Below are 24,963 nucleotides of genomic sequence, written 5' to 3' on the forward strand. Positions count from 1 at the left end.
TCGGCGACGGGCCCCACCCTCGGTGCGCCGGCCCGGCTTGCGCGGATGGCCGCGGCGCCACCGGCGACCACGCCGGTCAGGCCGGTCAGGCCGGTCAGGCCGGTCAGGCCGAGGGCCCACCTGATCTCCTCGGCTCCGGGCGTCAACCAGATGCGCGAACGGAGCGGAGCATCGGAGGGACGGACCGCACGTCACGGCGGCGTCAGCGGAGACATGGACCCTCGTCGGCATGATCGGATACGGAGGGTGACTGCCCAGCGCCACATCTCCGATTGAGGTCTTCGCGCCAAAGGGCAGCGCACCTATGCGGCTCCTCGGGGCGCCCATGGGTTGGTCGTCCCGGTCGATCATAGTGGCAATTTATTTAGTCGAGTCTTACTCTATTGACGCGCGGCGACCGCCGCGTGGACCACGCCCGAGGGTCGAGGGAGACTCCCATGCTCACCGGACTGTCCGGCCGCACCGCCGTCGTCACCGGTGGAGCCCGGGGTATCGGCGCCGCCATCTGCGAACGGCTGGTCGCCGAGGGCGTCAACGTCGTCGTGGCCGACATCGACGGCGACGCGGCAGTCGCGTTGGCCGACCGGTTCCCGACCGCCGTCGCGGTGAGCACGGACGTCTCCGTTCCCGGCGGCGCCGAGACGGCGGTGCGGACCGCCGTCGACACCTTCGGCCGGCTGGACCTGTTCCTGTCCAACGCGGGGGTCGAGTGCGCGGTGCGCTCGGTGGTCGATTTCGACGTCGAGGACTACGAGCGGGTCTTCGGGGTGAACGTCCGGGGCACCTTCCTTTCGGTCCAGGCGGCGGTCCGGCGTTTCATCGCCCAGAGTGAGGACCGGTCCGGCGACGGAACGTCGCCCGGGAACGCGGGCCGGCTGCTGCTCACCGCGTCCACCGCTTCGCTGGTGGGCAGCCCGGGGATGGCGGTGTACATGGCGTCCAAACACGCCGTCCACGGCATCCTGCGCTGCCTCACAGGCGAGTTGGGCCCGCTGGGGATTCGGGTCAACGGAATCGCGCCCGGTTCCGTCGACACCAGCCTCCTCCGCTCTTTCGAGGTCGGGAAAGGTGAACACGCGGGCATCGACGCGGCCGCGATGAGGAAGGCCATGGAGGCCAGTTCGCCCATCGGGCGCTACAGCCGTCCGGCCGAGATTGCCGCGCTCGCCGCCTGGCTGTTGTCCGACGAGGCGAGCTACATGCACGGCGAGTTGGTCACCATCTCCGGCGGCACCGCGCCCTGACCGCGCCGGCGCGCCTCGAGCCGACTGGCGCCTACCGGCGTCGCCGGCGTCGGCGCTCGGCTGGCGACCGGAGAGGCCGGGGCGCTGACGGTACCGTGACCGGCGCGGGGGGCGGCGCGGCGCCGGTTTCCCCATGCTCCCGCGCGCTCCCGCGCCGCGGTCACGTCAGCCGTCGCCCAGCGGGAGGTTGTAGAGCTTGACCGCGTTGTCCTGCATGATTTTCCGGACCGACGCCGGGTCCACATCCTTCATCGCGACGGCGGAACGTTCGACCGGCGACGGGTAGAGGCAGGTCGGGTGCGGGAAGTCCGTTTCCCACATGACGTTGTCGGCGCCCAGGTAGTCCAGCAGCATCGTCGGCCCGGCGTGCTCGAACCAGAACGTCCCGTAGATGCTCTTGCGGAACATCTCGAAGGCCGGCGGCCGGGTCGGCTCCGGGTCGCCCGGGAACTGCTCACGGTACTCGTAGTCGATCCGCTCCAGCACGTACGGAATCCAACCGATCCCGCTCTCGACCGACACCCACTTGAGGTCCGGATACTTGAGCAGGACGTCGCTGACGACCAGGTTTGAGATGAACTTGGAGTTGTTCAGCTCCATCTGGACCGAGTTCACCGGCTTGATCGCGCGCTTCTCCAGCGACGGCCAGGCGGTCTTGAAGTTGTCCTCGGACGTCGTGTTCGTCGACCCGACGTGGATGTTGATCGGGAGCCCGAGGTCGGTCAGCGCCTCGTAGAGCGGCTCCCAGTCGGGCTGGCCGAGGTCGGGCAGGCCGCCCACGTGCGGGTTGCCGGCCATCGTGATGCCGCGCAGGCCCATGCGCTTGACCCGCTGTGCCTCGGCCACCGACGCCTGAATGTCCCAGAACGGCAGGACCGCCATCGGGAACAGCCGGCCCTCACCCTCGGCCTGCCACTCCGCGATCGCGTCGTTGAAGATCGAGACGACGGCCGTGCTGGTGTCGCGATCCAGGTCCTGGATCAGCGCGTAGGCGGCGAAACCCATGGTGTTGGGGTAGACGATCTGTGCCCAGATCCCCATCTTGTCCAGGATTTCCAGCCGCGCCTTCGCGTCGTAGGACGCCACGTGAATCTCGTCCCAGCTCATACCCTGAGTGATATCAATCCTGTGCATGGGCCGCTTCTGTCCGGAGCGGTCGACAAAACTGCCGCCCCCCGCCATGTACAGCGGCCGCTCTCCTAGCCACCAGCGCAGCTTCCCGTCCGGGCCGGTGCGCACCTGGGGAACGATGTCCCGGTATTTGGCCGGCGCGCGCGACGTCCACAGGTCATATGGCTCGGAGTAGTGGGAGTCGGAGTCGACGAGCTTCAGACCCGCGAAGGGCCCGTCAGCGGGGAGTGCCATGGCGGGAACCTCTCTGCCCGCGCAGCGCGGGCGGTCATGAGACGGATGGTCGGGCGAGCGCTGGGTGCGGCCCGCCGGAAGCGGCCCCGACCAGGACCTGGTCGCGATGCCGGTTGTCTTGAGCTGACCACCGAACGGGGCTTTCCACCCGAGCGCCCCGCCGCTGCCTGCGGCCTGACCCGGGCATCCATCCGGTGGGTACCTGCGGCACCCGGCCGGCGTCGCGGGTTCACCCGCTCCCGCCACGGCCTGACGCCACATCCGCGAGGCCTAGGCATGGCCTCTCCGTATCGCTTCGGTTAAGTTGGCAAAGGACGTGTTGTACCTCTCGAGCCGCGACTCGGCGAGCGGCTCCTCCGGCAGGTAGTCGGTGATCCAGCGCAGTCGGCAGCCGACGCCGTCCACCGGGAGGATCTCCATAACGGCGAAGTGGTAGATGTTAGCCTCGGACCAGGCCGGAATGGTGTAGGACAACCGGCGATGCTCGGGGTCGACAGTGACGAGGTTCTCCCGCACCGTGTAGCCGTCGACGGTCGTGACGACCCGAGCGTTGCCGTCCATGACAACCTTCTCGACCACCGAGAAGATACGGTCCTCCCCCCGGCTGTAGGCGGCCAGCACACTCCAAGCCGTGTCCGGGTCGGTAGAAACCTCGGTACTCAGATGAATACTCGGCATCTCGCGCATCCTTCCGGTCCGGCGAGAACCTCGCTGGAGAAATCGGTGACACGGGTCGGGTTGAGGAACGTCCCGCGGGTCATCCCGCCGTCCACCGGAACCGCCGGTGATGTGCGCGGACGTCCGACCTGTTGAGGGCGCCAGCCCCGGGGAAAGCGGTCGTCGTCAGATGGCACTTGGACACCTGAGCCTGCGGATGCGGCCCCGGTCGAGAGATTACCACCATCAATATGGTATTACTATATTAACTGGAGTATCACTTCAGTCGATCTCGGGGCGCCCGGGCCGGTCACACCATCCACCGGCCAGCCAGCCCCGTGGGCGCTCGCCGCGCCGCGCCCATTCCGCGCCCTCGTCCGCGCCGTAAGCAGCCGCGCCTGCAGCGGCGGGCCCAGACCGAGAGGGCAGCGTCAGCCCCTCACGCGCCGGCCGTGACTCCCTCAGCCTGCTGGGCCCGTCCGGCCCAGAAGGGGCTCCTACAGGTGGCCCGGGCCGGCCGGCTCAGCCGAAGGTGAGGACCAGCCGCCCGCCGGCTCCCCCGGCCGCGAGCCGCTGGTGCGCCTCGGCGGCCCGCGCCGCCGGGAACGTCGCCGCGACCCGCGGCGTCAGCGATCCGGCGGCGGCCAGGTCGACCAGGCGCTGCAGCTTCGCCTGCTCCCGGCCGTAGACCCGCACGCTGATGGTCCCGGTGGCGATGCCCCGCTCGGTCGCGCCGGAGTAGGCGCGCACCGCGATCAGCCGTCCGCCGTCCCGGATGGCCGGCAGCAGCGCCTCTCCCAGCAGTGCCCCGTCGATCACCACGTCCACGCCGCCGGGCACCAGCTCGCGCAGCCGGGCCGGCGCCCCCTCTCCGCGCGCCACCAGATCCGAGACGCCCATGGCCCGGAGCCGGTCGGCGTACTCCGCGCCGGCCACCGCGATCACCCGCGCGCCCGCCGCCACGGCGAGCTCGACGGCGAAGGCGCCGACCGCGCCGCCGGCCCCGGTCACCGCGACGGTGGTGCCGGGCGCCGCGCCGGCCTGGTCGACCGCGAGCTGCGCGGTCAGCCCGGACATCGGGATCACCGCCGCCTCGACGGTGCGCAGCGCGTCCGGCAGCAGGGCCACCGCGTCGTCCGGGACGAGCAGGAACTCGGCGTGCGCGCCCCGCCCGCCCGGGATGAAGGCGGTGATGGCCGCGACCCGCTGCCCCTCCTCCCAGCGGGAACCCGGCCCGGCCGCCGCGACCGTGCCGGCCGCCTCCAGTCCGCCGACATGCGGCGGCGGCCCGGTGATCGCCGAGCCCACCCTGCCCTCCCGGAACGACAGGTCAGCCGGATTGATGGTCGCCGCCTCCACCCGGATGAGCATCTCCCCGGGGCCGGGCTCGGGGCGCGGCAGCTCCAGCATCGTCAGCACCGCCGGCCCCCCGGGCTCCCACCAGCCCACCGCCCGCATCGTCGCCCCGCTCGCGGTCTCGCCCACCTCGCGCCGCCTTCCATCCCAGCAGTCGTTTCGGTAGTGCCTCACAGTAGTTAGTGAAGCATCGCTTCATCCAACGACGGATCGCGACCTTCACAGGCCCCGGGCCGACCAAAGGCTCCGCATGGCCCCAAGCGCCCCCGCACCGCGGGTGACCTCGACTCGACATGCCGGTCGGACGGACAGGTCAATGACGTGACGCGGGTGAATGCCGGCGGACAAGGMCAGCGCGACCGCCGTCGGCGAGGCATGACCGCCCGCTGGATCCGGGCGATGCAGTCGGCGAGCGATGGTCGGCAGCGGGCAGGCGGTCAGGGCTCAGCGCGTTCGCGACGGCCCTCGTTCTTCGACTCGTCCCGCGTGATGCCGACGGCCGCCTCACTGAGACTCCACAACCGCTGGGCCGCGACCGCGTCGAGGGCGTACTCCTTCACCCCGCGCATCGGGTTCCGCCGCGACCACGGTCGGGCAATCTGGCAGTCCTCGAGGTAAAGGCCGCCCAGGCCTTCGAGTTCGGGGGCGACGACGGCCCAGACAATGGTCGCGGCACCCTCCCGTAGGTTCTTCGGCCGACGGCTCGGGCTTCCGTCCTCCGCGCTCGGGGACGACGGTGGCTGGGGGCGTTCGTCCATGGCGTCGAGGTGGCGGGGCAGGCCCGTACCGCGGACGAGACCGGGCATCACCGCGTTCGCCGTGACCCCACGGCCGGCGCGGCGACGGGTCAGTTCGACAGCGAAGAGCACCGCCGCCGTCTTCGAGCGCGCATAGCCAAGCCACGGCTCATAGCCGTTGTCGAAGTTCAGGTCGTCGAGATCGACGTCGGACCAGATATGCGCCGACGAGGTGAGAGTGACGACCCGGGACGGCGCCCCCGCGATCAACTGCTCGGTCAGCAGCTGGGTGAGCAGGAAGTGGCCCAGGTGGTTGACACCCATCTGGGTCTCGAAGCCGTCCACCGTACGCCCCTTCGGCGTGCCCATCAGACCGGCGTTGTTGATCAGCGCGTGGATCGGCTCCGAACCGAGGCGGGTGGCGAACCTCCGGACTGAGGCGAGGCGCCCGAGATCGAGCGCCTCGACGCGCGGCGCGGGGCGGCCAGTATCGGCGGCGATGTCCTGCGCCACCTTGGTGCCCACCGCCGTGTCACGGACCGCGAGCACGATGTCCGCGCCCGCGCCGGCCAGGGCCTTCGCGGTTTCGGCGCCGAGCCCCCCCGAGGCGCCCGTGACCACGATTCGGCGCCCGGTCAGGTCTTGACCGGCGAGAACCTCTTCCCAGGTCGTAGCTTCGTCGAAGTCGGGCATCTCATGCACTCCTCATTCCTACGGCCGCATGGGGCCGGTCCGACCCCAGACGGTGATCCACTTGGAGGAAGTCGACAAGACCACGGTCGAGTCCTCCACCGTGTTCTGTGGGCTCGACGTCGGCAGGTCCACCCACCACGCGACCGCCCTGGACCCGGCCGGGAAGAAGCTGCACGACCGGCCGCTGCCCGACGACGAACCCGCCCTGCGCGCCCTGTTCGAGAAGCTGGCCGAGCACGGCCGGCTGGGCGGCTCGCGTGGCACGGTCGCCCGCGCCGGTGGGATACGCGCCGAGTCAGAGCGTGGCCGGTAGGGATTTGGGGCCGTGGTGGTGGATCTGGCCGCCCGGTTCGGGGTCCTCGGTGAGCAGCCGCAGGGTGGGTAGGCGGTCGAGGACCCTGTCGACGACGGTGCCGATCTCCAGCCGGCCCAGATGGGCGCCGAGGCAGAAGTGGGCGCCCCAGCCGAATCCGAGGTGCGGGGCGGTGACCGGCCGGGTGACGTCGAAGACGTGCGGCGCGTCGAAGACGCCGGGGTCGCGGTTGGCCGAACCCAGGGCGACGACGATGGTGTCGTCCCGCCGGATCTGCTTGTCCCGGCGGGAGAAGTCGGCGTCCGCGACCCGCCAGACCGCGTGCACCGATCCGCTGTAGCGCATGATCTCTTCGACCGCGGCCGGAAGGATCTTCGGCCGGCCGGCGCGCACCGCCGCGAGCTGGGCGGCGTTGCGCTCGCTGAACAGCTGGAGCAGGCCGCCGCCGATCGCGCTGGCGGTGGTCTGGTGGCCGGCCAGGAAGACGAGCACGGCGTTGGACGCGATCTCATGCTCGGTCAGGGTGTGGCCGTTCTCCTCGGCGAACGCGAAGCCGGTCAGCAGGTCCTCGCGTGGGTCGGCCCGGCGTGCCGCGATCAGCTCGCGGAAGTGGGCCTGCATCTGCTGGGCGGCGGTGATGCCGGCCTGGATCTGTTCCCGGGTGACGATCGGCGAGTAGGTGACGCTGATGTCGTGGGTCCAGTCGTGCAGGAGGTCACGGTCGGACTCCGGCATCCCGAGCATCTCGCAGATCACGTACATCGGGAGCTGGTAGGCCAGATCGGCGACGAGGTCGCCGCCGCCGTCGGCCTGGATTCCGTCGATCAGTTGGTCGACGTAGCTGTCGATGATCTGGCGGAGGCCATGGACGGACGTCCGCTTGAACGCCCGGTCGGCCAGCGCGCGCCGGCGCTTGTGTTCCGGCTCGTTCGACATGCCGATCCACTCGCGGATGGTCTGCTGGAGTTCCTCGATGCCGGGCAGGCCGTAGTCGGGCTGCCACTCGGCCGGGTCGGCCTGGCGGGTCAGGTCGGACTTGAGCAGGTCGCGGCAGTCCTCGTAGGCGAGCGCGATCCAGCCCACCCCCGCGCAGTGGGGCAGCGGGTCGAGGGCGCGGACGCGGTCGTACTCGGGGTGCGGACGGCGGGTGAAGGCCGGCGCGGCGAACGGGTTGAGCGGGTCGACGCCGTCCTCGATGCCGCCCTCGACGGTGGACGCGGTCATGACGTGGCCCCGGCCGGGTCTGTGGCGGTCGGGTCTGTGGCGGTCGGGGCCGCGCCGTCACGCAGGACGTCCTCGGCGAGCGCGCGGATCCGGGCCGGGTCGAGGAACGTCCCGCAGGTCATCCCGCCGTCGACCGGAATGGCCTGGCCGGTGATGTGCGCGGAGGCGTCGCTGGCCAGGAACAGCGCCGTTTCGGCGATGTCCTCGGGCCGCCCGACGCGGTGCAGCGGCGACTGGTGCCGGAAGTACTCCATCACCGGCCGGGTCCGCGGATTGCTCATCATCGAGCGCTCCAGCGCCGGGGTCTGGATGGCGCCCGGGCAGATGGCGTTGGCCCGGATTCCCACCGGCCCGTACTCCCAGGCGACGTACTGGGTGAGGTTGATGACGCCGGCCTTGGCCGCGCCGTACACGCCGAGAGTGTTCTGGCCGCGCATGCCGGTGATCGAGGCCGTGCTGACGATGACGCCCCCGCCACCCGCGATCATCAGCGGAATGGCGGCGCGGCAGCCGTGGATGGGGCCCTTGAGGTTGAGCGCGATGCAGGCCTCGACCTCGTCGTCGCTCACCTTGGTCAGGTCGCCGGTCGCGCCGACGGCGCCGCCGCCGGCGTTGTTGAACAGGACGTCGAGCCGCCCGTGCTGGCTCATCGCCACGTCGAGGACACGGGCGACGTCGGCCGGATCGGTCACGTCGCCCTGGACGAACTCGCAGCTCAGCCCGGCCTCGGCCGCGAGCCGCCTGGTCTCCAGGCCTGAGGCTTCGTTCAGGTCGGTCGCGATGACCCGGGCGCCCTCCCGGGCGAACAACAGGGTCGACGCTCGTCCCATGCCGCCGCCGGCGCCGGTGATCACCACKACCTTGTCTCGCAGGCGCACTGTTCCTCCCAGTGTTGCCGAGCTCGGGGAATGGCCGCGCCAGAGCCTCCACCCCTCGGGGCCAAGTATCCACTATATCATCTTAACTATAGTGAGTCTAGATTGAATAAATCAACCCTATATCGGCCTTTATGCCGGATAAAGAAAGGGCACGATGCACAAAACGATCCGCTAGTGGTGGGCCCTACGCCGCGAGTCGCGGCGGCCCGTCGAGCTTGGTGGGCGCGAAGCGGTCGAAGGCGATAATATATCTCCACTAGACTGACTAGAGCTTTGCTCTACACATCGCGAGAGGAGGGTCCGACCCCGTGGCGTTCGACGACGTGCCGCCGGCTGACCACCCGTCCCGCGACGGCACGCACCGCCAGCGGCAGGCCGCCGCGACCCGCGAGACCATCGCCCGCGTAGCCCTGGCCCTGTTCGCGGCCCAGGGCTACGCCCGCACGACCATGGAACAGATCGCCCGGGACGCCCGGGTCTCGACCGCCAGCGTCTACGCGATCTTCGGTTCGAAGCGCGAGGTGCTGCGCGAGATCCGCCGGGTCTGGTTCCGCGAGGCGGAGCTGGCCAGCCTGGTCGAGGCGGCGCTGGCCGAGCCCGACGCYGTCGAGCGTCTCACCCTGGCCGCCCGCTGGATCCGCCATCAGCTCGAGGTCGGGGCGACGATCGCGATGCTGGTGGACGAGGYGATCCGGACGGACCCGAGGGTGGCCCAGATGTGGGGGGCGCTGCGTCTGGTGGCCGACGACACGATCATCAAAGTGATCRCCGGCATCGCCGGCCAGCTCGCGCCGGGTGTGTCGGCCCACTTGGCCGTCGACGTCGTGTGGGCGCTCTCGCGGGCCGCCGTCTACCGCGAGCTCATCGAGGACCGGGGCTGGACCCCGGACCGCTACGAACGGTGGCTGGCCGCGACCCTGCGCCAGCAACTCCTGGGGACGACGATCTCACCCGCGGCCGAGGCAGGAAGCGACGACCACGATGTGGGACTTCACCACTGATCCCGATTACCAGGAGAAGCTGGACTGAGCCGGCGACGCCCGGCATCGCCGGCGACCGCGGTGTCCACCTGGAGGAATCGGTCACAGGGCCGCCGTATTGATCCACCGCGGCCGCCAGGCCGTGTCGCCGCCGGAGCAGTGGCGACCTTTCAAGGAAAAGATCGCCCCGATTTGTCGGGACAACGACCAGATCCGGCGCGCCGCCATGTCCGCCGGTCTCCCAAGGGACGACGCGGGTTCCCCGAGGCGCGACCACGTCACTTAGCCCGCTCGGACGGACGCCATGACATGAACGGTCACCGMCAGGCCGGCCGTCGGCCGCTGTCTCGACAGCAAGCGCTCCGCGCCCCGCCGGATCACCGCGACAGACATCTTCCCGATGGAAATCGGGCACTTGACACCCACCAGCTAACCAACACTCCCGCATGAGTCACACCGAGAATGTTGCCTCCAGATGAAATATCAGTATCCTGGATCCATGTTCTACTTCGAACATGTTGCGTCCTGTTGTCACACCCCCGAGCGCCTCCCAAGGCCTCGACTCCTTGACCGTGAGCCGGCAGTAGGACCGCGACACCCCACACCCACGACGACCTTTTGTCCGGGTGTCCTTCTCACATGGGAAATATTATGATCAACGAACGACAGCGGCTGGCCATGACAGCGGCGACCAGCCTCGCTCTGAGCATAGCGCTTACGGCGAGTGGATGYGCGGGCGCGGACAACTCTCCATCCAGCGGCAGGTGTTCTTCGCCGGGCGTCAGCCAGAAGGACATCCGCTTAGGCTTTATCTACCCAGACTCGGGCCCTGAGTCATCGACATTATCGCCCACACGCGCCGGCGTCGAGGCACGTATCGCCAGCCTCAACGCGCAGGGAGGCGTCCACGGCCGCAAGGTGGTGCTCGAGTGGCGCGACGACAGTCAATCCCTGGACAGCAACCTCAACGCTGCCAAGGACCTCGTGGAGCACGGGAACGTCTTCGGAATTATCGAGGAGTCGGTGACGGCGACGGGATCGGCTGACTACCTCGCGAACGAGGGTATACCAGTGACAGGACTCGCCCTCGAGCCCGCGTGGGCCCAGCATCAGAACATGTTCGGCGCCGTCTATCCCTATGCCCAGGGGGCCACGACGACATTCGGCCAGTATGCGCGGCGCCAGGGCGGGACGAAGGCGTTCGTCATAAATTGGCCACTTTCGGCCGCCGCCAACGATGTCGTCAAAAAGCTCACGGCCAGCCTGAACTCGCAGGGAATCCCGGTGGTCGGGACCACGGAGTTCCGCGACGGCATCACGCCGCCCGAGAGGGTGGCGCAGGATTTCGCCTCCTCCCACGCCGACGTGCTGGTGGCGTCGATTCCCGGCGCGGGGATGGCGTCGATCGTCGCGGCACTCCGGTCGTCCGGTGCTACGTACAAGACCGCGTTCGGCCCCGACGGCTATGATCCCGCACTGCTGCAGAAATACGGATCAAAGATCGCAGGCATGACCTCCTACACGTACTACACGCCCTTCGAAACCCAGACACCAGGTATCCGAAGGTACATGGATGCCATGAATAGTTATGCTCCCGAGCTTCCCAGCAAAACCCAGACCTGGGCTCTGCACGGCTATATCGGCGCCGATCTTTTCCTCCGCGGGCTTGAGGTGGCAGGCGCCTGTCCGACACGTGAGGACTTCATCACCTCCCTGTCCCACACCACCTACGACGCCGACGGTCTCCTAMCCTCGCCGGTGAACCTGGCGACGTCTCGCGGAGTTCTCAACAACTGCTATTTCTTCATGCGTGTGAACGCCGACGGAACAGGATTTGAACCAGTGCCGAGCGACGGTTCCGAGGACATCCGCTGGTGCGGTGAGCGCATCGCCAACTGACCCCGTACACACGAAGTCCGCTGACAGTGCCGTAAGAAAGCTCACGACGGGAGTTACCCCACCGATCGGTGGGGTAACTCCCGTTGGCGGCTTCCTCGTCGCTGCCAACGGTGTATTTTCGCCCCCCGCCTCGCCAGCACGTGCCAAGCCCCGAGATCGCCGCTTCGACCACTCCGGGCCTCAGAGAGTGGTCACGAGGCGGCCAGGACAACCGCGCCCGACGCCGACGCGCGCCGACACCGAACACAAGGTGGCCACCCACGATCCGGGCGGATCAGCCTGTCTGATGGACGAGTATCCGGGTCAAGCCGCACACGCCCAAGAGCTCCAGGTCTCGATGGCTCTGCTCGCCGGCGCCAGAGCGGCCAGAAACCGCCTTGTTGCTGCCATGCCCTATCGGGGCAGACTCCATACGTAGGTAGTTCGTGACGTTACGTGAGGTTGGCCGATGGGTACCGACGGTACGCCGCCCGGCCTTGATCCGCGAGTGACGGTGGAGCTGCTCCACGAGTCGCAGCGGACTCGGATCACCCGGCTGGTGCTCCCAACCAGGAGCGTGATCCGGAAGGAGCCGCTGGGGYCGGCGGCGCAGGAACGGTTGCGGCACGAGGCGGAGATCCTCGAACGACTGTCCGAAGCCCACGGGGTCGCGCACCTGGCAGTTGGTGCGCCGCCGTGCCCAGGGTCGCTCCTGATGGCCGACGTCGGCGGAACCGCGCTGTCCGAACGGACGACACCCTGGGACCCGGTCGAGCTGGTCCGCATGGCCGAACTGCTCGCGCGGGCGGCCGCGGAAATACACCGCCACGGCGTGGTGCATCGTGACATCAACCCGGCGAACGTCGTGGTGAGTTCCGACTTGCATATCCCGTTTCTTATAGATTTCTCATTGGCGACGACATTCACGGTGGTTCAGCCCGTATTCCTGCACTACCAGGAAATTGTCGGAACGGTGCCGTACCTGGCGCCGGAACAGACCGGGCGGACGGGGCGCCCAGTGGATCAGCGAGCCGACTTGTACGCCCTCSGGGCGACGTTGTATGAGTTGGCGACAGGTACGCCGCCCTTCGGCACGGACGACCCACTGCGGATCATTCATGACCATCTGACGCGGGTGCCGGTGGCGCCGTCAGCCATCAATCCGGCAGTACCGGTGGAGTTGTCAGTAATCATCCTGCACCTRCTGGAGAAGGAACCAGACGACCGATATCAGAGCGCCGACGGGCTTGTACATGATCTCGCGCTGGTACGCCAGGGCGGTGTGGTGACGCGTCCTGGTGAGCGTGATTTTCCGGCTCGGCCGCTGGYACCGTCCCGTCTTGCCGGGCGTGGYCGGGAAATCGAGGAGCTGAGAACGGCGTTCGCCGAGGCGATGGTTGGTCGTTGCCCGGGGGTCGTGCTCAGCGGTGTGCCGGGGGTAGGCAAGACGTCGCTGGCTCATGAGCTGCGACGGACTGTCGCTGATGTCGACGGCTGGTTCGTGGCGGGTAAGTTCGATCAGTACCGCCATGACCACGAGTACGACGGTGTTCGGCAGGCGTTCCGAGCGCTGGGCCGGTTGTTGCTGGCCGAACCGGAGGAGCCCCTCGCCGAGGCACGTGACCGAATGCTGCGGGCGCTGGGGCCGAACGTCGGGCTGGTGGYGGTGGTCGTGCCGGAGCTGGCGACACTGCTGAAGGCGTCTCCGGATCCAGGGGATCCGATGACGGCGCGGGTGAGGGCGCAGCACAACTCGGTTGAGGTGCTGCGTGCGGTCGCGTCCCGAAAGCGGCCAGTGGTGTTCTTCGTCGACGACCTGCAGTGGGCCGGACGGACCCCGATCGGCTTCCTCGACCTGGTCTTCAGCGGCGAGGAGGCGGTCGAGGGCCTGATGCTGGTGTGCGCCTTCCGGGACTCTGAGGTGGACGCGGCCCATCCGCTCGCGCCGACGCTTACCCGGTGGCGTCGCCAGCAGTCCGGGCCGCGTCTGTTGCGTCTGGGCAATCTGAGACCGGACGGGCAGGCCGCCATGGTGGCCGACCTGCTGGACCTGGCTCCACGGCCCGCCGCGGAGTTGGCACGGATGATCGAGCCATCGACCGGGGGAAATCCGTACGACGCTGTTGAGTTGTTGAACTCGTTGCGTCAGGACGGGTTGCTGTCACGCGGCGAGGAGGGCTGGCGGTGGGACAAGGGGGTGTTGAGCCGGCGACTGGCACGGGTGGACGTGACCGGGCTGTTGGCTGCCCGCACGGCCACCCTGCCGGCGGCAACCAGGCAGTTGTCGGCGGTGATGGCGTGCCTGGCGGGTCGCGCGGAGCTGGAGCTGTTGGAGGCGGCGACCGGGYTCACGGGACACGAACTCGAACAGCGACTCGCTCCGGCTTTTGCCGCCGGTCTGCTGGTGCTCACACTGGCCGGGCGGCCCAGTGTGGAATTCCATCACGACCGCACCCAACAGTCCATCCTGGAAAGCCTTACCGTCCAGGAACAGGACGCGGTGCGCTTGGACCTGGCCCGGCACCTGGCCGACCGACACGAGTTCATCGCCGTGGCGGCGGAGCAGTACCTGCTCGCGGGCCACGCGGTGCACGACGCAGCAGAGCGGCGCACGATGGTCGAGGTGTTCCGGCAGGCCGCCGACCAGGCGAAGGGACTCATCGAGTCTCCGTTGACGGAGAGGTTCCTGGCCGCGGCGCTGCGGCTCATCGAACCGACTGACACTGGTCAACTGCTGGCGGCCCACATCGATCGGYATGCCGTGCTGTACCGGCTGGGTCGGCTGGAGGAGGCGGACGAGGAGTACCAGGCCATCAGCCGGCTGTGCGCCGATGCGGCCCTTTGCGCGTCGGCRACCGCGCTGCAGGTAGGCAGCCTGTTCCACCGGGGCCACGCCGGCGAGGCGATGAAGCTCGGCCTCGAGGCGTTGCGGCGTCTGGACCCCGCCGTCCCGGATCGCGACCATCTGGACGTGGAGATCGACCAGGGGCTTGACGAGCTCTACCAGTGGATCGACCGGACCAGCGAGCGCGACGACCTATGTCGGCAGAGCATCACCGACCGTTCACGTCTGGGCGCCATCCAGCTCATCAACGGGCTCATGGCTCCGGCCTTCTGCTGCGACCCCGCGATGCAGGCATGGCTGACCGTGGCGACCCTGCGGACGTGGGCTCGAGACGGCCCGGACCCCGCCCTCGTCGGCCCGAGCGGCTGGATCGRCTCCCTGACCGTCACCCGCAGGCATGACTACCGCACCGGACACCGCCTGATGAGGCGGATTCTCGCCGTGAGCCGGGCCCGCGGCTACGAACCCGACCTGTCGCTGGCACAGTTCTTGTACGTGGCCGGTACTGGTCACTGGTTCGAACCCCTTGAGGACAACGTGTCCACGGCGCGTCGCGCGTTGGAGGGCCTGATCCAAAGCGGTGATCTGCTGAACGCGTGCTTTACGCACTCTGTTCTGATACCGATCCTCCTCGACTGCGCGCCGTCGCTCGAAATCGTTGCCGCCGAGTCCGACGAGGCACTGGCGTTAGCCACGCGTACCGGCAACGGACAGGCTGTCGAGGTGTTCCGGGTATACCACGATCTGGCGCGAGAGCTGCAAGGCCAGACCACCGAACCGGCGGTCGGCAAGGCGTTCGCGCCGAGCCTGCTGGACGACCAGGTCGTCATGCCCCACCTACACTCCACCCAAGCGTTTGCTGCCGCCATCTTCGATCATCCGGCTGACCTGGAACAGCACACAGCCGCCATGATGCGGTTACTGCCGACCTTCGAGTCAGCATATTTGTCGATAACGGGACGTCTGCTACGGGCCTTGGCGTTGGCGGGCCAGGCACGCGCGGCGGCCCCGGACCAGCGCGACGGCGTACTGGGCGAGTTGAACGAGTTGATCGTATGGCTAGCCGACCGTGCCGCCGACGCGCCGGCGAACTTTGGGCATCTACTGCGTCTGGTGGAGGCGGAGCGGGCGTGGGCGGTCGGCGACTTCCGTGCGGCGGTCTACGCGTTCGACGCGGCGGAGCGGGAAGCCTCCGCACGGACCCGCCCGTGGCATCGAGCGCTGATCCTGGAACGCGCAGCCAGGTTCTATCTGGCTCACGGCATCCAGGAAATCGGTCAGAGACAGCTTGCCTGCGCCCGGGACCAGTACCAGGCCTGGGGCGCGACCGCGAAGGTCAGCCAGCTTGACTACGCCCACCCCGCCGCTCGAACGACGCAGGCCAGCACTCGGTCCACCGTCACAACCGGTGCGCTCGACATGCTTGGAATCGTCGCCGCTTCCCGGGCGCTGAGCTCCGAGACGACCATCGACGGTCTACGAACGAAGGTCGTGGGCATCCTGGGCGAGATGACGGGCGCCACCGGCGTCCGTCTTCTGCTCCGCGACCAGGACCAGCACGGTTGGACGGCACCGCTCGACCACAGCGACACAGTGCCCCTCGACGAGGCCGCCCGTCGGCACCTCCTCCCGCCTTCGGTCGTCCGATACGCCGAACGCACCGGAGAACCCGTCGTCGTCGACGACGCCACCCGCGACGATCGGTTCCGCAACGWCCCTTACCTCACCGACCTCGACCGTGTCTCCCTGCTCGCCATCCCCATCACCATCCGCAACGAGTTGCGAGCCATGCTCCTGCTCGAGAACCGGCTGATCCGCGGTGCGTTCACCACCGAACGCCTCGACGGCATCATGCTCATCGCCGGACAGCTCGCCGTCTCCCTCGAGAATGCCCTCGTCTACACCTCCCTTGAACGTAAGGTCGCCGAACGCACCGAACAGCTCGCCGCCGCCAACCAACGCCTCGAACAGCTCGCCGCCACCGACCCGCTGACCGGGCTGGCCAACCGGCGGCAGCTCGACGAGGTCCTCAACGCCGCGTGGCACGCAGCCGCGGACCGGGCATCTCCCGTCGCGCTTGCCATGATCGATATTGACCACTTCAAGTCGTACAACGACCACTTCGGCCACACCGCAGGCGATCAGTGCTTGCGACGCGTAGCGGCGTGCCTGGCCGCCAGCATCCGCGGCACCGATCTCGCCGCCCGCTACGGCGGCGAGGAGTTCGCCGTCGTCATGCCCGGCGCCGACACCACCATCGCCACCCGCATCGCCCACCGGCTGCGCACCGCCGTCGCCGGGCTCGCCGAACCACACCCGCAGGCCAAGGGCCGCGTCGTCACCGTCAGCGTCGGTGTCGCGGCGGCCACTCCCGGTCCCGACGACGACGTGGCGGCACTGGTCGAACTCGCGGACGCCGCGCTGTACCGGGCCAAGGGCGAAGGCCGCGACCGTGTGGAAGCAGCACATCCACTGYCCGCGTCCCGATAGACGGGCTTCGTCGTGGCGCGGTCACCAGCGCCTCAGCAGAGCAGAGGCGTCCGCCCCGGCTCAGACGTCGGCGCTGGAGGTGACGTCGGCGGCGGCGGCGATGAGGCTTTCGAGCGGGCTGGGGTGCCAGGCCACGAGCGCGGCGACGTCGTCGACGGTGACCTCCGCCTGTAGGAGAGCCGCGGCGGTGCCGACGATCTCGCCGGCGCCGGGGCCGACGCAGTGCACGCCCAGCAGCTCGCCGTCCGGGCCGGCGATGACCTTCACGGCGCCGCCGCCACCGCCTCCGGCGACCGTCCGGGCGTTGTGCGCCAGGTCGGCGACGCCGACCCTCACGTCTCCGGCCGCACGCCGCGCGGCCGGCTCGCCGAGCCCGACCCAGCCGATCTCGGGCCGGACGCCCACATAGCGCGGCACGGCGACGGTCCGTGCCCTGGCCGAGCCGCCCGCGGCGTTCTCCCCGGCGACCCGGCCGGTGTGCTCGGCCACCGAGGTCAGCAACGCCCCGCCGAGGACGTCGCCCGCGGCGAAGACGTGCGGCACCGCGGTGCGGCAGGCACCGTCGACCGTGATCGGCGCGGAGTCGGGCAGCCCGACGCCGGCGAGGTTGAGTCCGGCCACCGACGGCACCCGCACGTCGACCGCCAGCACCGCCTGGGCGGCGACCTCCGGCCCGTCCGCGCCCAGCGCCACGGTCCCGTCCGTCCCGCCGCGCACCGTCACCTGGCGGTGCACCGCGCAGCCGAGGGTCTCGAGGCCGTCGACGACGAGGGCCTGCAGGTCCGGGTCCAGCCCCGGCACCACCGCGCCGGTGGGGCAGGCCAGCGTCGTCTCGACGCCGAAGACGGACAGCAGGAAGGCGTACTCGACCGCGAACGGCGTGCCGCCGGCGTCCGGTCCCAGCACCACCACGCTCGCCGGGAGCTCGCCCATGCCCTGCACCACGTCGGGGGTCAGGATCCTCGACGCGGGTACGCCGGGCAGCGCGGGCACCTCCCAGGACGCACCGGTCGCCAGCACGAACGCGTCCGCGGTCAGCGTCGCCTCGGACTCCCCGCCGATCTTGAGCGTCTCCTCGTCGACGAAGGCCGCGTTGCCCGTCAGGTGGCGGACGCCGGCGAACCGCAGGGCCGCGGCCACGCCGTCGCGAAGCTGGCCCACGAGCCCGGCGGCGCGCGCGACCGCGCCGCCGACCCGCAGGTCGACGCCGCCGCCGAGCACCCCGGTGCCCGCGAGCTCGACGGCGGACAGCGTGGTGCGCCCGACGTCGAGCAGGATCTCCGTGGGGATGCAGGTGGCGTTGACGCACATGCCCCCGAGCCGCTCCCGCTCCACCAGGGCGACCTTCGCGCCGAGCTCGGCGGCGCGGCGGGCGGCGGCCACCCCGGCCGGCCCGCCGCCGATGACGGCGACGTCGTAGTGCTCGCTCACCGCAGCAGCCTGTGCGGGTGGGCCAGCAGGTCGGCGACGGTGGCGAGGAAGGCCGCTCCCGGTGCGCCGTCGACGACCTGGTGGTCGATGGTGAGGCTCAGCGTCATCGCCCGGCGCCGCATTGGGGTGTCACCGTCCCAGGCCACCTCGTCGGTCAGCGCCCCCACGCCCAGGATCGCCACCTCCGGCGGGTTCAGCACCGGAGTGAACCACTCCACCCCCGCGGAGCCGAGCGCCGTGACGGTGAAGGTGCTGCCGGTGAGGTCGTCGGGGCCGAGTGTCCCGGCCCGCGCGGCCTCGGCCAGCCGCTGGCTCTCACCCGCCACCTCGAACAGGGTCCGCGTGTCAGCGGCCCGGATCGCCGGGACGACCAGGCCGTCGTCGAGCGCGACCGCGAGCCCCACGTCGACCGGGCCGAGCAGCTCGACCTCCTGGGTCTCCGGGTGCAGCACCGCGTTGAGGCCGGGGTGTTCCCGCAGCGCCCGGGCGGCGGCGACGACGACGAGATCGGTGTACGAGGGCTTGGCGCCCAGCGCCGCCCAGTCCGCGACCAGCGCGGTGCGCAGCGCCACCGCCGCCGTCATGTCGACGCGGCGCCCCAGGGTGAGCTGGGCCGAGTCCCGCAGGCTGTCGCGCATCCGCGCCGCGATGATCCGGCGCATCCCGCTCATCGGCGCGCGCTGACCCGCCACCGCCGGCGGCCGCCCCACCGGCGCCACGGCGACGGCGCCCGAGCCGTTCGAGGCGCTGGCCGAGGCGGCGGCCTGCTCCACGTCCTCCTTGGTGACGCGCCCGCCCGGGCCGGTGCCGACAACGCGGTCGAGGTCGACGCCGAGACGTTCGGCGGTCCGGCGCGCGACCGGCGACGCGGGCATGGGGCGGTCGGCGCCCGCTTCCCTCGTGGGCGCCGACGGCGCGGAGCTCGGCGCAGGCGCGGCGGCGGCCCGCTCGCGCTCCGCGAGGGCTCGCCGCACGTCGTCCACCAGGACACGGCCGCCGGGACCGGTGCCGGCCACCGCGGCGGGGTCGAGACCGTGTTCCTTGGCCAGCTTGCGGGCCGCGGGCACGACCGGGGCGGCCTTGCCCCCGGCCGGACGCGGCCCACCGGTTCCCGTCACCACCGTGGGCACGGGCCCGTCGGGCCGCGCGCCGGACACCTCGGCCGGGTCCTCGCCGGCGAGCGCGATGACCGCGAGGACCTGCTGGACCTGGGCCACCTCGCCCTCCGGGACGAGGATGCTGGCGAGTACGCCGTCGACCGGCGCGACGAGCTCGCCGTTGGTCTTCGCGGCCTCGATCTCGGCGAGCACGTCGTCCAGGGCGACCTTGTCACCGACCGCCTTGTGCCATCGGTTGACGGCACCTTCCTTCATCGCCATGCCCCACTGGGGCATTCTGATCTCGACCGGCACCCGGTCCGCCCTCCTCGCCTGTCCTCGCCGTCTCGGCGCCGTAGCCGTGCTGGAAGGAGCCGCCGGCTATTCCAGGACGGACCGGACCGCCGCCGCGATCCGCTCGCTCGACGGGAACAGCGGCGCCTCCAGCGGCGGGGCGAACGGGATGTGTATCTGCGGCGTGGTGACCCGCACGATCGGTGCCTGCAGGTGCCAGAAGCCGTGCTCGGCGACGACCGCCGCGATCTGGCTCGCCGCGCTGCAGACCTCGTGCGCGGGGTCGGCGACGACCAGCCGGCCGGTCTTCTCCACGGAGGCGAGGATCGTGTCGGTGTCCATCGGGGCGAGCGTGCGCGGGTCGACGACCTCGACGGACACGCCCTCCTCCGCCAGGAGCTCGGCCGCCGCGAGAGCCTGCGGGACCGCGCCGGCGATGCCGACGACCGTGACGTCGGTGCCCTCACGCTTGACGTCGGCGACGCCAAGCGGCACGAGGTACTCCTCGTCGGGCAGGTCCTCGGCGGTGAACCAGCAGTTGCCGTCCTCGAAGCACAGCACCGGGTCGTCGTCGCGGATCGCGCTCTTGAGCATGCCCTTGACGTCGTAAGCGCTGCTCGGCGCGATGATCTTCAGGCCGGGCACCGTCATGAAGGTCGGGTACGGCCGGTCACTGTGCTGGGCGGCGTTGCCGTTCCCGTAGAGCATGACGGCACGCATGACGACCGGGACCTTGGTCTGGCCGCCGTAGATGTACGTCGACTTCGCCGTCATGCTGACGATCTGGTCCATCGCGACGTACATGAACGGCGCGATGTTGAAGTCGGCGATCGGTCGCATGCCCGCCATCGCCGCGCCGGTCGCGGCACCCGCGATCGCACCCTCCGAGATCGGGGTGTTGCGCACCCGCTCCTTGCCGAAGTCCTCGACGAAGTTGCTGGTCGAGCCGTAGAGGTTGTTCGCGACGTCCTCACCGAGGATGAACACCGACGGGTCGCGTTCCATCTCCTCGCGCATGGCCTCGCCGATGGCCATCAGATACGTGGTCTTCGCCATTACCCGCTCCTGTCCAGTCCCTGGTCCCGGTCCGTGTCCGCCGTCAGCCGGCCGTGCGGGCCGGCAGCGGAACGGTGAACAGGTGGTCGAAGGCCTCGGCGGGTTCCGGGAACGGGCTTGTGCGGGCGAAGTCGACGGCGGCGGCCACCTCCGCACGGGCCTCGTCCTCGACGGTCTTCGCCGCGTCGTCGGACAGGACGCCGTCGGCGACGAGCCGGTCGCGCAGCAGCGGGATCGGGTCACGCCGCAGCCACTGCTCGCGTTCCTCGGTGGTGCGGTAGTTCTCGATGTGCAGGCCGAAGGCGTGGTTGTCGTAGCGGTAGGTCTTGGCCTCGACCAGCGTCGGGCCCTCGCCGCGGCGGGCGCGTTCGACCGCCCTCGTCACGACCTCGTGGACCGCGACGACGTCCTGGCCGTCCACGATCTCGCCCGGGATCCCGTAACCTGCCGCGCGGTCGGCGATGTCGGTGACGGCGACGACCTCCCTGGCCGACGTCGTGGCGCCGTAGCCGTTGTTCTCACAGAGGTAGATCACCGGCAGGTGCCAGATGGCGGCGAGGTTGAGCCCCTCGTGGAACATCCCCTCGTTGGAGGCGCCGTCGCCGAAGAAGCACAGGCAGACGCGGTCCTCACCACGCAGCTGGGCGGCGAGCGCCGCCCCGGCGGCGACCGGGATGCCGGAGCCGACGATGCTGGACTCGCCGAGGCTGCCGACGCTGAAGTCGGCCAGGTGCATCGACCCGCCCTTGCCCTGGTTCACGCCGGTCCTGCGGCCGAGCAGCTCCGCCATCAGCGGCGCGAGCGCCGCGCCCTTGCCGATCGGATGCCCGTGCGACCGGTGGTTGCCGAGCATGTAGTCGCGGCGCTCGACCGCCATGCAGGCGCCCACGATCTCCGCCTCCTGCCCGATGGACAGGTGGATCGAGCCCGGGATGACACCCTCGGTCTTGAGTGCCTGGGCGCTCTCCTCGAACAGCCGGATCCGCAGCATCCGGCGATACATCTCCGCGAGTACTTCTGGCGATAAGGCCACCGGTCGGCTCCTCTGCCGTGGATGTCTTGGATGCAGGATACGCAGTCCAGGATCCTCATTCCATCCACGTCGGCCCGGGGTCAAAGGCCGCCGGACTCGCTCAGGCGTCGACGATGGCCCGCATCCGCTCGACCAGGCGGACGGGATCCGGGCCGTGCGGGACGATCTCCAGGTAGGTCACCCCCGCCGCTCGGAAGGCGGCCACCCGCTCGGCCACCGCGGCGGGCGGGCCCGCCAGGACGAGCCCGTCGAGCAGGTCCGCCGGCAGGGCCGCCTCGGCTTCCTTCTTCTTACCGTCGAGATAGAGATCCTGGACGATCTTGGCAGCGTCCCCGAACCCGTACTGGGCGACGATGTCGTTGTAGAAGTTCTTGCCGCGCGCGCCCATCCCGCCGACGTAGAGCGCGACATGCGGGCGGATCGCATCCCGGACGGCCTCGATGTCGACGTCGTCGCCGACCGCGGTCCGACCGCCGGCGAGCACGTCCAGCGGCCCCAGCTCCGGCGCGCGCCGGGCGCGGCCCGCCGCCAGCGCGTCGCCCCAGACCAGGTCGGCCCGCTCGGGAAAGAACAGGAACGGGATCCAGCCGTCCGCGAGCTCCGCCGCCGCCGTCACGGCCCCCGACTTGAGGGCGGCCCACCAGACCGGCACGGCCGGCCGGTCCGGGCGGTTGATCAACTTGAGCGGCTTGCCGAGCCCGGTCCCCGCGGACGCCGGCAGCGGAATCGTCACCGCGGCGCCGTCGTGGACCARCACCTCCCGGCGCACGACCTTGCGGACGACCTCGATCACGTCCCGGGTGCGGGCGAGCGGCTTCGTGTACGGCAGCGCGTGGAAGCCCTCGACGACCTGCGGGCCCGACGCCCCCACCCCGAGGATGAACCGGCCACCCGTCACATGGTCGGCCCCGGCCGCCGTCATCCCCAGCAGGGCCGGGGTCCGCGAGTACACGTTGACGATTCCGGTGCCGAGCTCCATCCGCTCGGTGACCGCCGCCAGGTAGCCGATCTGGCTGATCACGTCGAACGAGTACGCCTCCGGGAGCAGCACGGCGTCCAGCCCCGCCCGCTCCAGATCCGGCACCAGCCTGGCCGCCGCCCGGAAGTCACCCGAGTAGGGCAGCGTCATCGCGAGCTTCATCGTTCTCCCTCGTCAGGCGTAGGCGTGGAAGCCGCGGCCGCTCTTGCGCCCCAGCAGACCCGCCGAGACCATCCGCATGAGCAGCGGCGGMGGCGAGTACAGCGGCTCCCTGAACTCCTGGTACATGGACTGGGCGATCGCCGTGACGGTGTCCAGCCCGATCAGGTCCGCGAGCCGCAGCGGGCCCATCGGGTGGGCGCAGCCGAGCACCATGCCCTGGTCGATGTCGGCGGCGGTGGCGAACCCGGACTCCAGCATGCGGACCGCCGAGAGCAGGTAGGGCACCAGCAGCGCGTTGACCACGAAGCCCGCGCGGTCGGACGAGCGGATCACCGTCTTGCCCAGCACACCGACGACGAACGCCTCCGCGTCCGCGACGACCTCGGGCCGGGTCACCAGGGACGTGACCATCTCGACGAGCGGCAGCACCGGCACCGGGTTGAAGAAGTGGATGCCCACCACCTGCTCGGGCCGGCCCGTCGCCATCGCCAGCTTCATGATCGGTATGGACGAGGTGTTGGAGGCGAGCAGCGCGTCGGGCCGGGCGAGCGCGGCGTCCAGCTGGGCGAACACCTCCAGTTTGACCGCCTCGTCCTCGGCGACCGCCTCGATGGCGAGGCCCACGTCGGTCAGGTCCTCGAAGGCGGTGGTGAACCGGATCCGGCCCAGCGTCGCCTCCGCGTCGCCGGCGGCGAGCTTGCCCCGGCCGACCGCGCGGTCCAGCGATCCGGCGACGCGCTGGCGGGCCACCTGGGCCGCGGCGTCGGTCACCTCGCGGACGATCACGTCGAGGCCCGCACGGGCGCAGACCTCGGCGATCCCGGCCCCCATGAGGCCGCCGCCGACGACCCCCACGCTCACGATGTCGACCACCATGACTCCCTGAATTGGATGCGTGTATCCAGGATACTGTTACATCTCAGTCGACTCCGGAGGGACAACCGTGGCGCATCTCCCGATCGCCGTCGTCGGCGCCGGCATCGGTGGCCTCCGCGCCGCCGAGGCGCTGCGCGACGCCGGCCACGACGGGCCGATCACAGTGTTCGGCGCCGAGGGCCACGCCCCCTACAGCCGGCCGCCGCTGTCCAAGGACCTGCTCGCCGGTCAGCACGGGTCCGACAAGATCGTGCTGCGTGCGACCCGCGACCTCGGCGACGTCCGCTGGCGGCTGGGCGAGCCGGTCGTGGCCTGTGACCTGGCCGCCCGCCACCTGACGACCGGTGACGGCGCGGAGGTGGAGTTCGAGGGGCTGGTCGTGGCCACCGGTGTCCGGTCCCGTCGGCTCAGCCTGGCGGGGCCGAAGATCGGCCGGTACGCGCTGCGCGGCCTCGACGACGCCCTGACGCTGCGGCCGCTCCTGCGCGAGGGGGCCCGGCTCGTGGTCATCGGCGCCGGCTTCATCGGCTGCGAGGTGGCCGCCACGGCGCGCCGCCTGGGCTGTGAGGTGACGATCGTCGCGCCCGAGCAGGTGCCGATGGAGCGCCCGCTGGGCTTCGAGCTGGGCGCGATGCTGATGCGCCGTCATCTGGCGCACGACGTGCGCTTCCGGCTGGGCAGGGGCGTGCGCGCTCTGCTGGGCGAGGACCGCGTGACCGGTGTGGTGCTCACCTCCGGCGAGGTCCTCGGCTGTGACCTGGTCGTCGAGGCCGTCGGGTCGGTGCCGAACGTCGAGTGGCTCACCGGAAACGGGCTGGACCTGGCCAACGGCGTGAACTGCGACGAGTTCATGCGGGCCGAGGGCCGGGCGGACGTCGTCGCGGTCGGGGATGTCGCGCGTTTCCCCAACCGGATGTTCGAAGGCGTGGCGACGCGCGTCGAGCACTGGAACATCCCCCTCGAGACGGCCCGACAGGCGGCGCCGGCACTGCTCGCGGGGCTCGCGGACCGGGAGCCGGTGGGGCCGGCGTTCGCCCCACTTCCGGTGTTCTGGACGCACCAGTTCGACATCCGGCTGCAGTCCTTCGGGGCGCCGGGGCTGGGCCTCGACGACGTGCGGGTCCTGGACGGCGACCTCGACGAGGGCCCGGTGGTGATGGGCTACCATCGCGCCGGGCGTCTCGTGGGAATCGTCGGCACGGGCGGCCCGAGGCAGCTGCTTCCCCACCGCGCGCGGCTGCTCGCCGAGGCGGCCCCGACACCGCGCGAGCCGATCGCCGGCTGACCTCACTCTCCCCGCGACACCGGATCTCCCCCCGCCGGCGACGGGTGGCTCGACCGACGGCGAGGCGGCGGGCCGGCCGGGCCCGCCGCC

At 70.4% G+C, this 24,963-nt stretch carries 18 protein-coding genes; 6 read left to right on the top strand and 12 right to left on the bottom strand.

Translation table 11 applies throughout. From position 1 onward, the window contains the following. Positions 1–437: 437 nt before the first annotated feature. Entirely contained in the window at positions 438–1,244 is an 807-nt protein-coding gene (locus BL253_RS20755) for an SDR family NAD(P)-dependent oxidoreductase (RefSeq protein WP_076818797.1), read from the top strand. Between the two features lie 165 nt (positions 1,245–1,409). Here the strand turns inward: BL253_RS20755 and BL253_RS20760 are convergent, their stop codons facing one another. The 4 genes from BL253_RS20760 to BL253_RS20775 all read right to left on the bottom strand — a co-directional run bounded on the left by BL253_RS20760 (position 1,410) and on the right by BL253_RS20775 (position 6,052). Beyond that, a complete protein-coding gene (locus BL253_RS20760; RefSeq protein WP_076818798.1) occupies positions 1,410–2,609 on the bottom strand; it encodes an amidohydrolase family protein in 1,200 nt (399 codons plus the stop codon). Positions 2,610–2,879: 270 nt separating this feature from the next. Continuing rightward, entirely contained in the window at positions 2,880–3,287 is a 408-nt protein-coding gene (locus BL253_RS20765) for an SRPBCC family protein (protein ID WP_076818887.1), read from the bottom strand. A 501-nt stretch (positions 3,288–3,788) separates the two neighbouring features. Beyond that, positions 3,789–4,751, bottom strand: a complete 963-nt coding sequence (locus BL253_RS20770) for an NADP-dependent oxidoreductase (RefSeq protein ID WP_081438498.1) — start codon at positions 4,749–4,751, stop codon at positions 3,789–3,791. A 308-nt stretch (positions 4,752–5,059) separates the two neighbouring features. Then, on the bottom strand, positions 5,060–6,052 hold the full coding sequence (locus BL253_RS20775; protein ID WP_076818799.1) for an SDR family NAD(P)-dependent oxidoreductase: 993 nt from the start codon (positions 6,050–6,052) through the stop codon (positions 5,060–5,062). Between the two features lie 61 nt (positions 6,053–6,113). Here BL253_RS20775 and BL253_RS20780 point away from each other — a divergent pair, with 61 nt between their 5' ends. Next, complete coding sequence (locus tag BL253_RS20780) at positions 6,114–6,365, top strand: IS110 family transposase (protein ID WP_420801700.1); 252 nt, start codon at positions 6,114–6,116, stop codon at positions 6,363–6,365. Here BL253_RS20780 and BL253_RS20785 read toward each other — a convergent pair. Both BL253_RS20785 and BL253_RS20790 read right to left on the bottom strand, forming a co-directional pair. Further along, complete coding sequence (locus BL253_RS20785) at positions 6,348–7,589, bottom strand: cytochrome P450 (protein WP_076818800.1); 1,242 nt, start codon at positions 7,587–7,589, stop codon at positions 6,348–6,350. The genes BL253_RS20780 and BL253_RS20785 overlap by 18 nt on opposite strands. Next, positions 7,586–8,467 carry an SDR family NAD(P)-dependent oxidoreductase gene (locus BL253_RS20790; protein WP_076818801.1) on the bottom strand — a complete coding sequence of 294 codons (882 nt, stop codon included), beginning with the start codon at positions 8,465–8,467 and terminating at the stop codon, positions 7,586–7,588. Before BL253_RS20790 ends, BL253_RS20785 begins: the two co-directional genes overlap by 4 nt. A gap of 308 nt (positions 8,468–8,775) precedes the next feature. Here BL253_RS20790 and BL253_RS20795 point away from each other — a divergent pair, with 308 nt between their 5' ends. From BL253_RS20795 to BL253_RS20805, 3 genes are all read left to right on the top strand, one after another. Beyond that, positions 8,776–9,468, top strand: a complete 693-nt coding sequence (locus BL253_RS20795; RefSeq protein ID WP_076818802.1) for a TetR/AcrR family transcriptional regulator — start codon at positions 8,776–8,778, stop codon at positions 9,466–9,468. Positions 9,469–10,098: 630 nt separating this feature from the next. Beyond that, positions 10,099–11,346: an ABC transporter substrate-binding protein gene (locus tag BL253_RS20800; protein ID WP_158230385.1), complete on the top strand. Its 1,248-nt coding sequence runs from the start codon at positions 10,099–10,101 to the stop codon at positions 11,344–11,346. 448 nt (positions 11,347–11,794) lie between these two features. Then, on the top strand, positions 11,795–16,660 hold the full coding sequence (locus tag BL253_RS20805; RefSeq protein WP_076818803.1) for a diguanylate cyclase: 4,866 nt from the start codon (positions 11,795–11,797) through the stop codon (positions 16,658–16,660). Positions 16,661–16,720: 60 nt separating this feature from the next. Here the strand turns inward: BL253_RS20805 and BL253_RS44800 are convergent, their stop codons facing one another. From BL253_RS44800 to BL253_RS20835, 6 genes are all read right to left on the bottom strand, one after another. Continuing rightward, a complete protein-coding gene (locus BL253_RS44800; protein ID WP_076818804.1) occupies positions 16,721–18,091 on the bottom strand; it encodes an FAD-dependent oxidoreductase in 1,371 nt (456 codons plus the stop codon). Beyond that, positions 18,088–19,503, bottom strand: coding sequence for a 2-oxo acid dehydrogenase subunit E2 (locus BL253_RS20815; RefSeq protein ID WP_081438502.1), 1,416 nt, complete (start codon positions 19,501–19,503; stop codon positions 18,088–18,090). Before BL253_RS20815 ends, BL253_RS44800 begins: the two co-directional genes overlap by 4 nt. A 66-nt stretch (positions 19,504–19,569) precedes the next feature. Beyond that, complete coding sequence (locus tag BL253_RS20820) at positions 19,570–20,538, bottom strand: alpha-ketoacid dehydrogenase subunit beta (RefSeq protein WP_076818805.1); 969 nt, start codon at positions 20,536–20,538, stop codon at positions 19,570–19,572. Between the two features lie 43 nt (positions 20,539–20,581). Next, entirely contained in the window at positions 20,582–21,571 is a 990-nt protein-coding gene (locus tag BL253_RS20825) for a thiamine pyrophosphate-dependent dehydrogenase E1 component subunit alpha (protein WP_241834975.1), read from the bottom strand. A 100-nt stretch (positions 21,572–21,671) separates the two neighbouring features. Further along, positions 21,672–22,712: an LLM class F420-dependent oxidoreductase gene (locus BL253_RS20830; protein ID WP_076818807.1), complete on the bottom strand. Its 1,041-nt coding sequence runs from the start codon at positions 22,710–22,712 to the stop codon at positions 21,672–21,674. A 12-nt stretch (positions 22,713–22,724) separates the two neighbouring features. Further along, entirely contained in the window at positions 22,725–23,588 is an 864-nt protein-coding gene (locus BL253_RS20835; RefSeq protein ID WP_076818808.1) for a 3-hydroxybutyryl-CoA dehydrogenase, read from the bottom strand. Between the two features lie 67 nt (positions 23,589–23,655). Here BL253_RS20835 and BL253_RS20840 point away from each other — a divergent pair, with 67 nt between their 5' ends. Then, the gene (locus tag BL253_RS20840) at positions 23,656–24,873 is read left to right on the top strand and encodes an NAD(P)/FAD-dependent oxidoreductase (RefSeq protein WP_198946337.1); all 1,218 of its coding nucleotides are present in this window, start codon (positions 23,656–23,658) and stop codon (positions 24,871–24,873) included. Positions 24,874–24,963 lie beyond the last annotated feature (90 nt).

This window comes from Pseudofrankia asymbiotica (assembly GCF_001983105.1).
In the GTDB taxonomy this organism is placed as follows: domain Bacteria; phylum Actinomycetota; class Actinomycetes; order Frankiales; family Frankiaceae; genus Pseudofrankia; species Pseudofrankia asymbiotica.

Bases quoted from the DNA above. Each gene is read 5' to 3' on its own strand.
- BL253_RS20820 (WP_076818805.1), bottom strand. From the start codon at position 20,538: ATGGCGAAGACCACGTATCTGATGGCCATCGGCGAGGCCATGCGCGAG.
- BL253_RS20785 (WP_076818800.1), bottom strand. From the start codon at position 7,589: ATGACCGCGTCCACCGTCGAGGGCGGCATCGAGGACGGCGTCGACCCG.
- BL253_RS20755 (WP_076818797.1), top strand. From the start codon at position 438: ATGCTCACCGGACTGTCCGGCCGCACCGCCGTCGTCACCGGTGGAGCC.
- BL253_RS20775 (WP_076818799.1), bottom strand. From the start codon at position 6,052: ATGCCCGACTTCGACGAAGCTACGACCTGGGAAGAGGTTCTCGCCGGT.
- BL253_RS20765 (WP_076818887.1), bottom strand. From the start codon at position 3,287: ATGCCGAGTATTCATCTGAGTACCGAGGTTTCTACCGACCCGGACACG.
- BL253_RS20760 (WP_076818798.1), bottom strand. From the start codon at position 2,609: ATGGCACTCCCCGCTGACGGGCCCTTCGCGGGTCTGAAGCTCGTCGAC.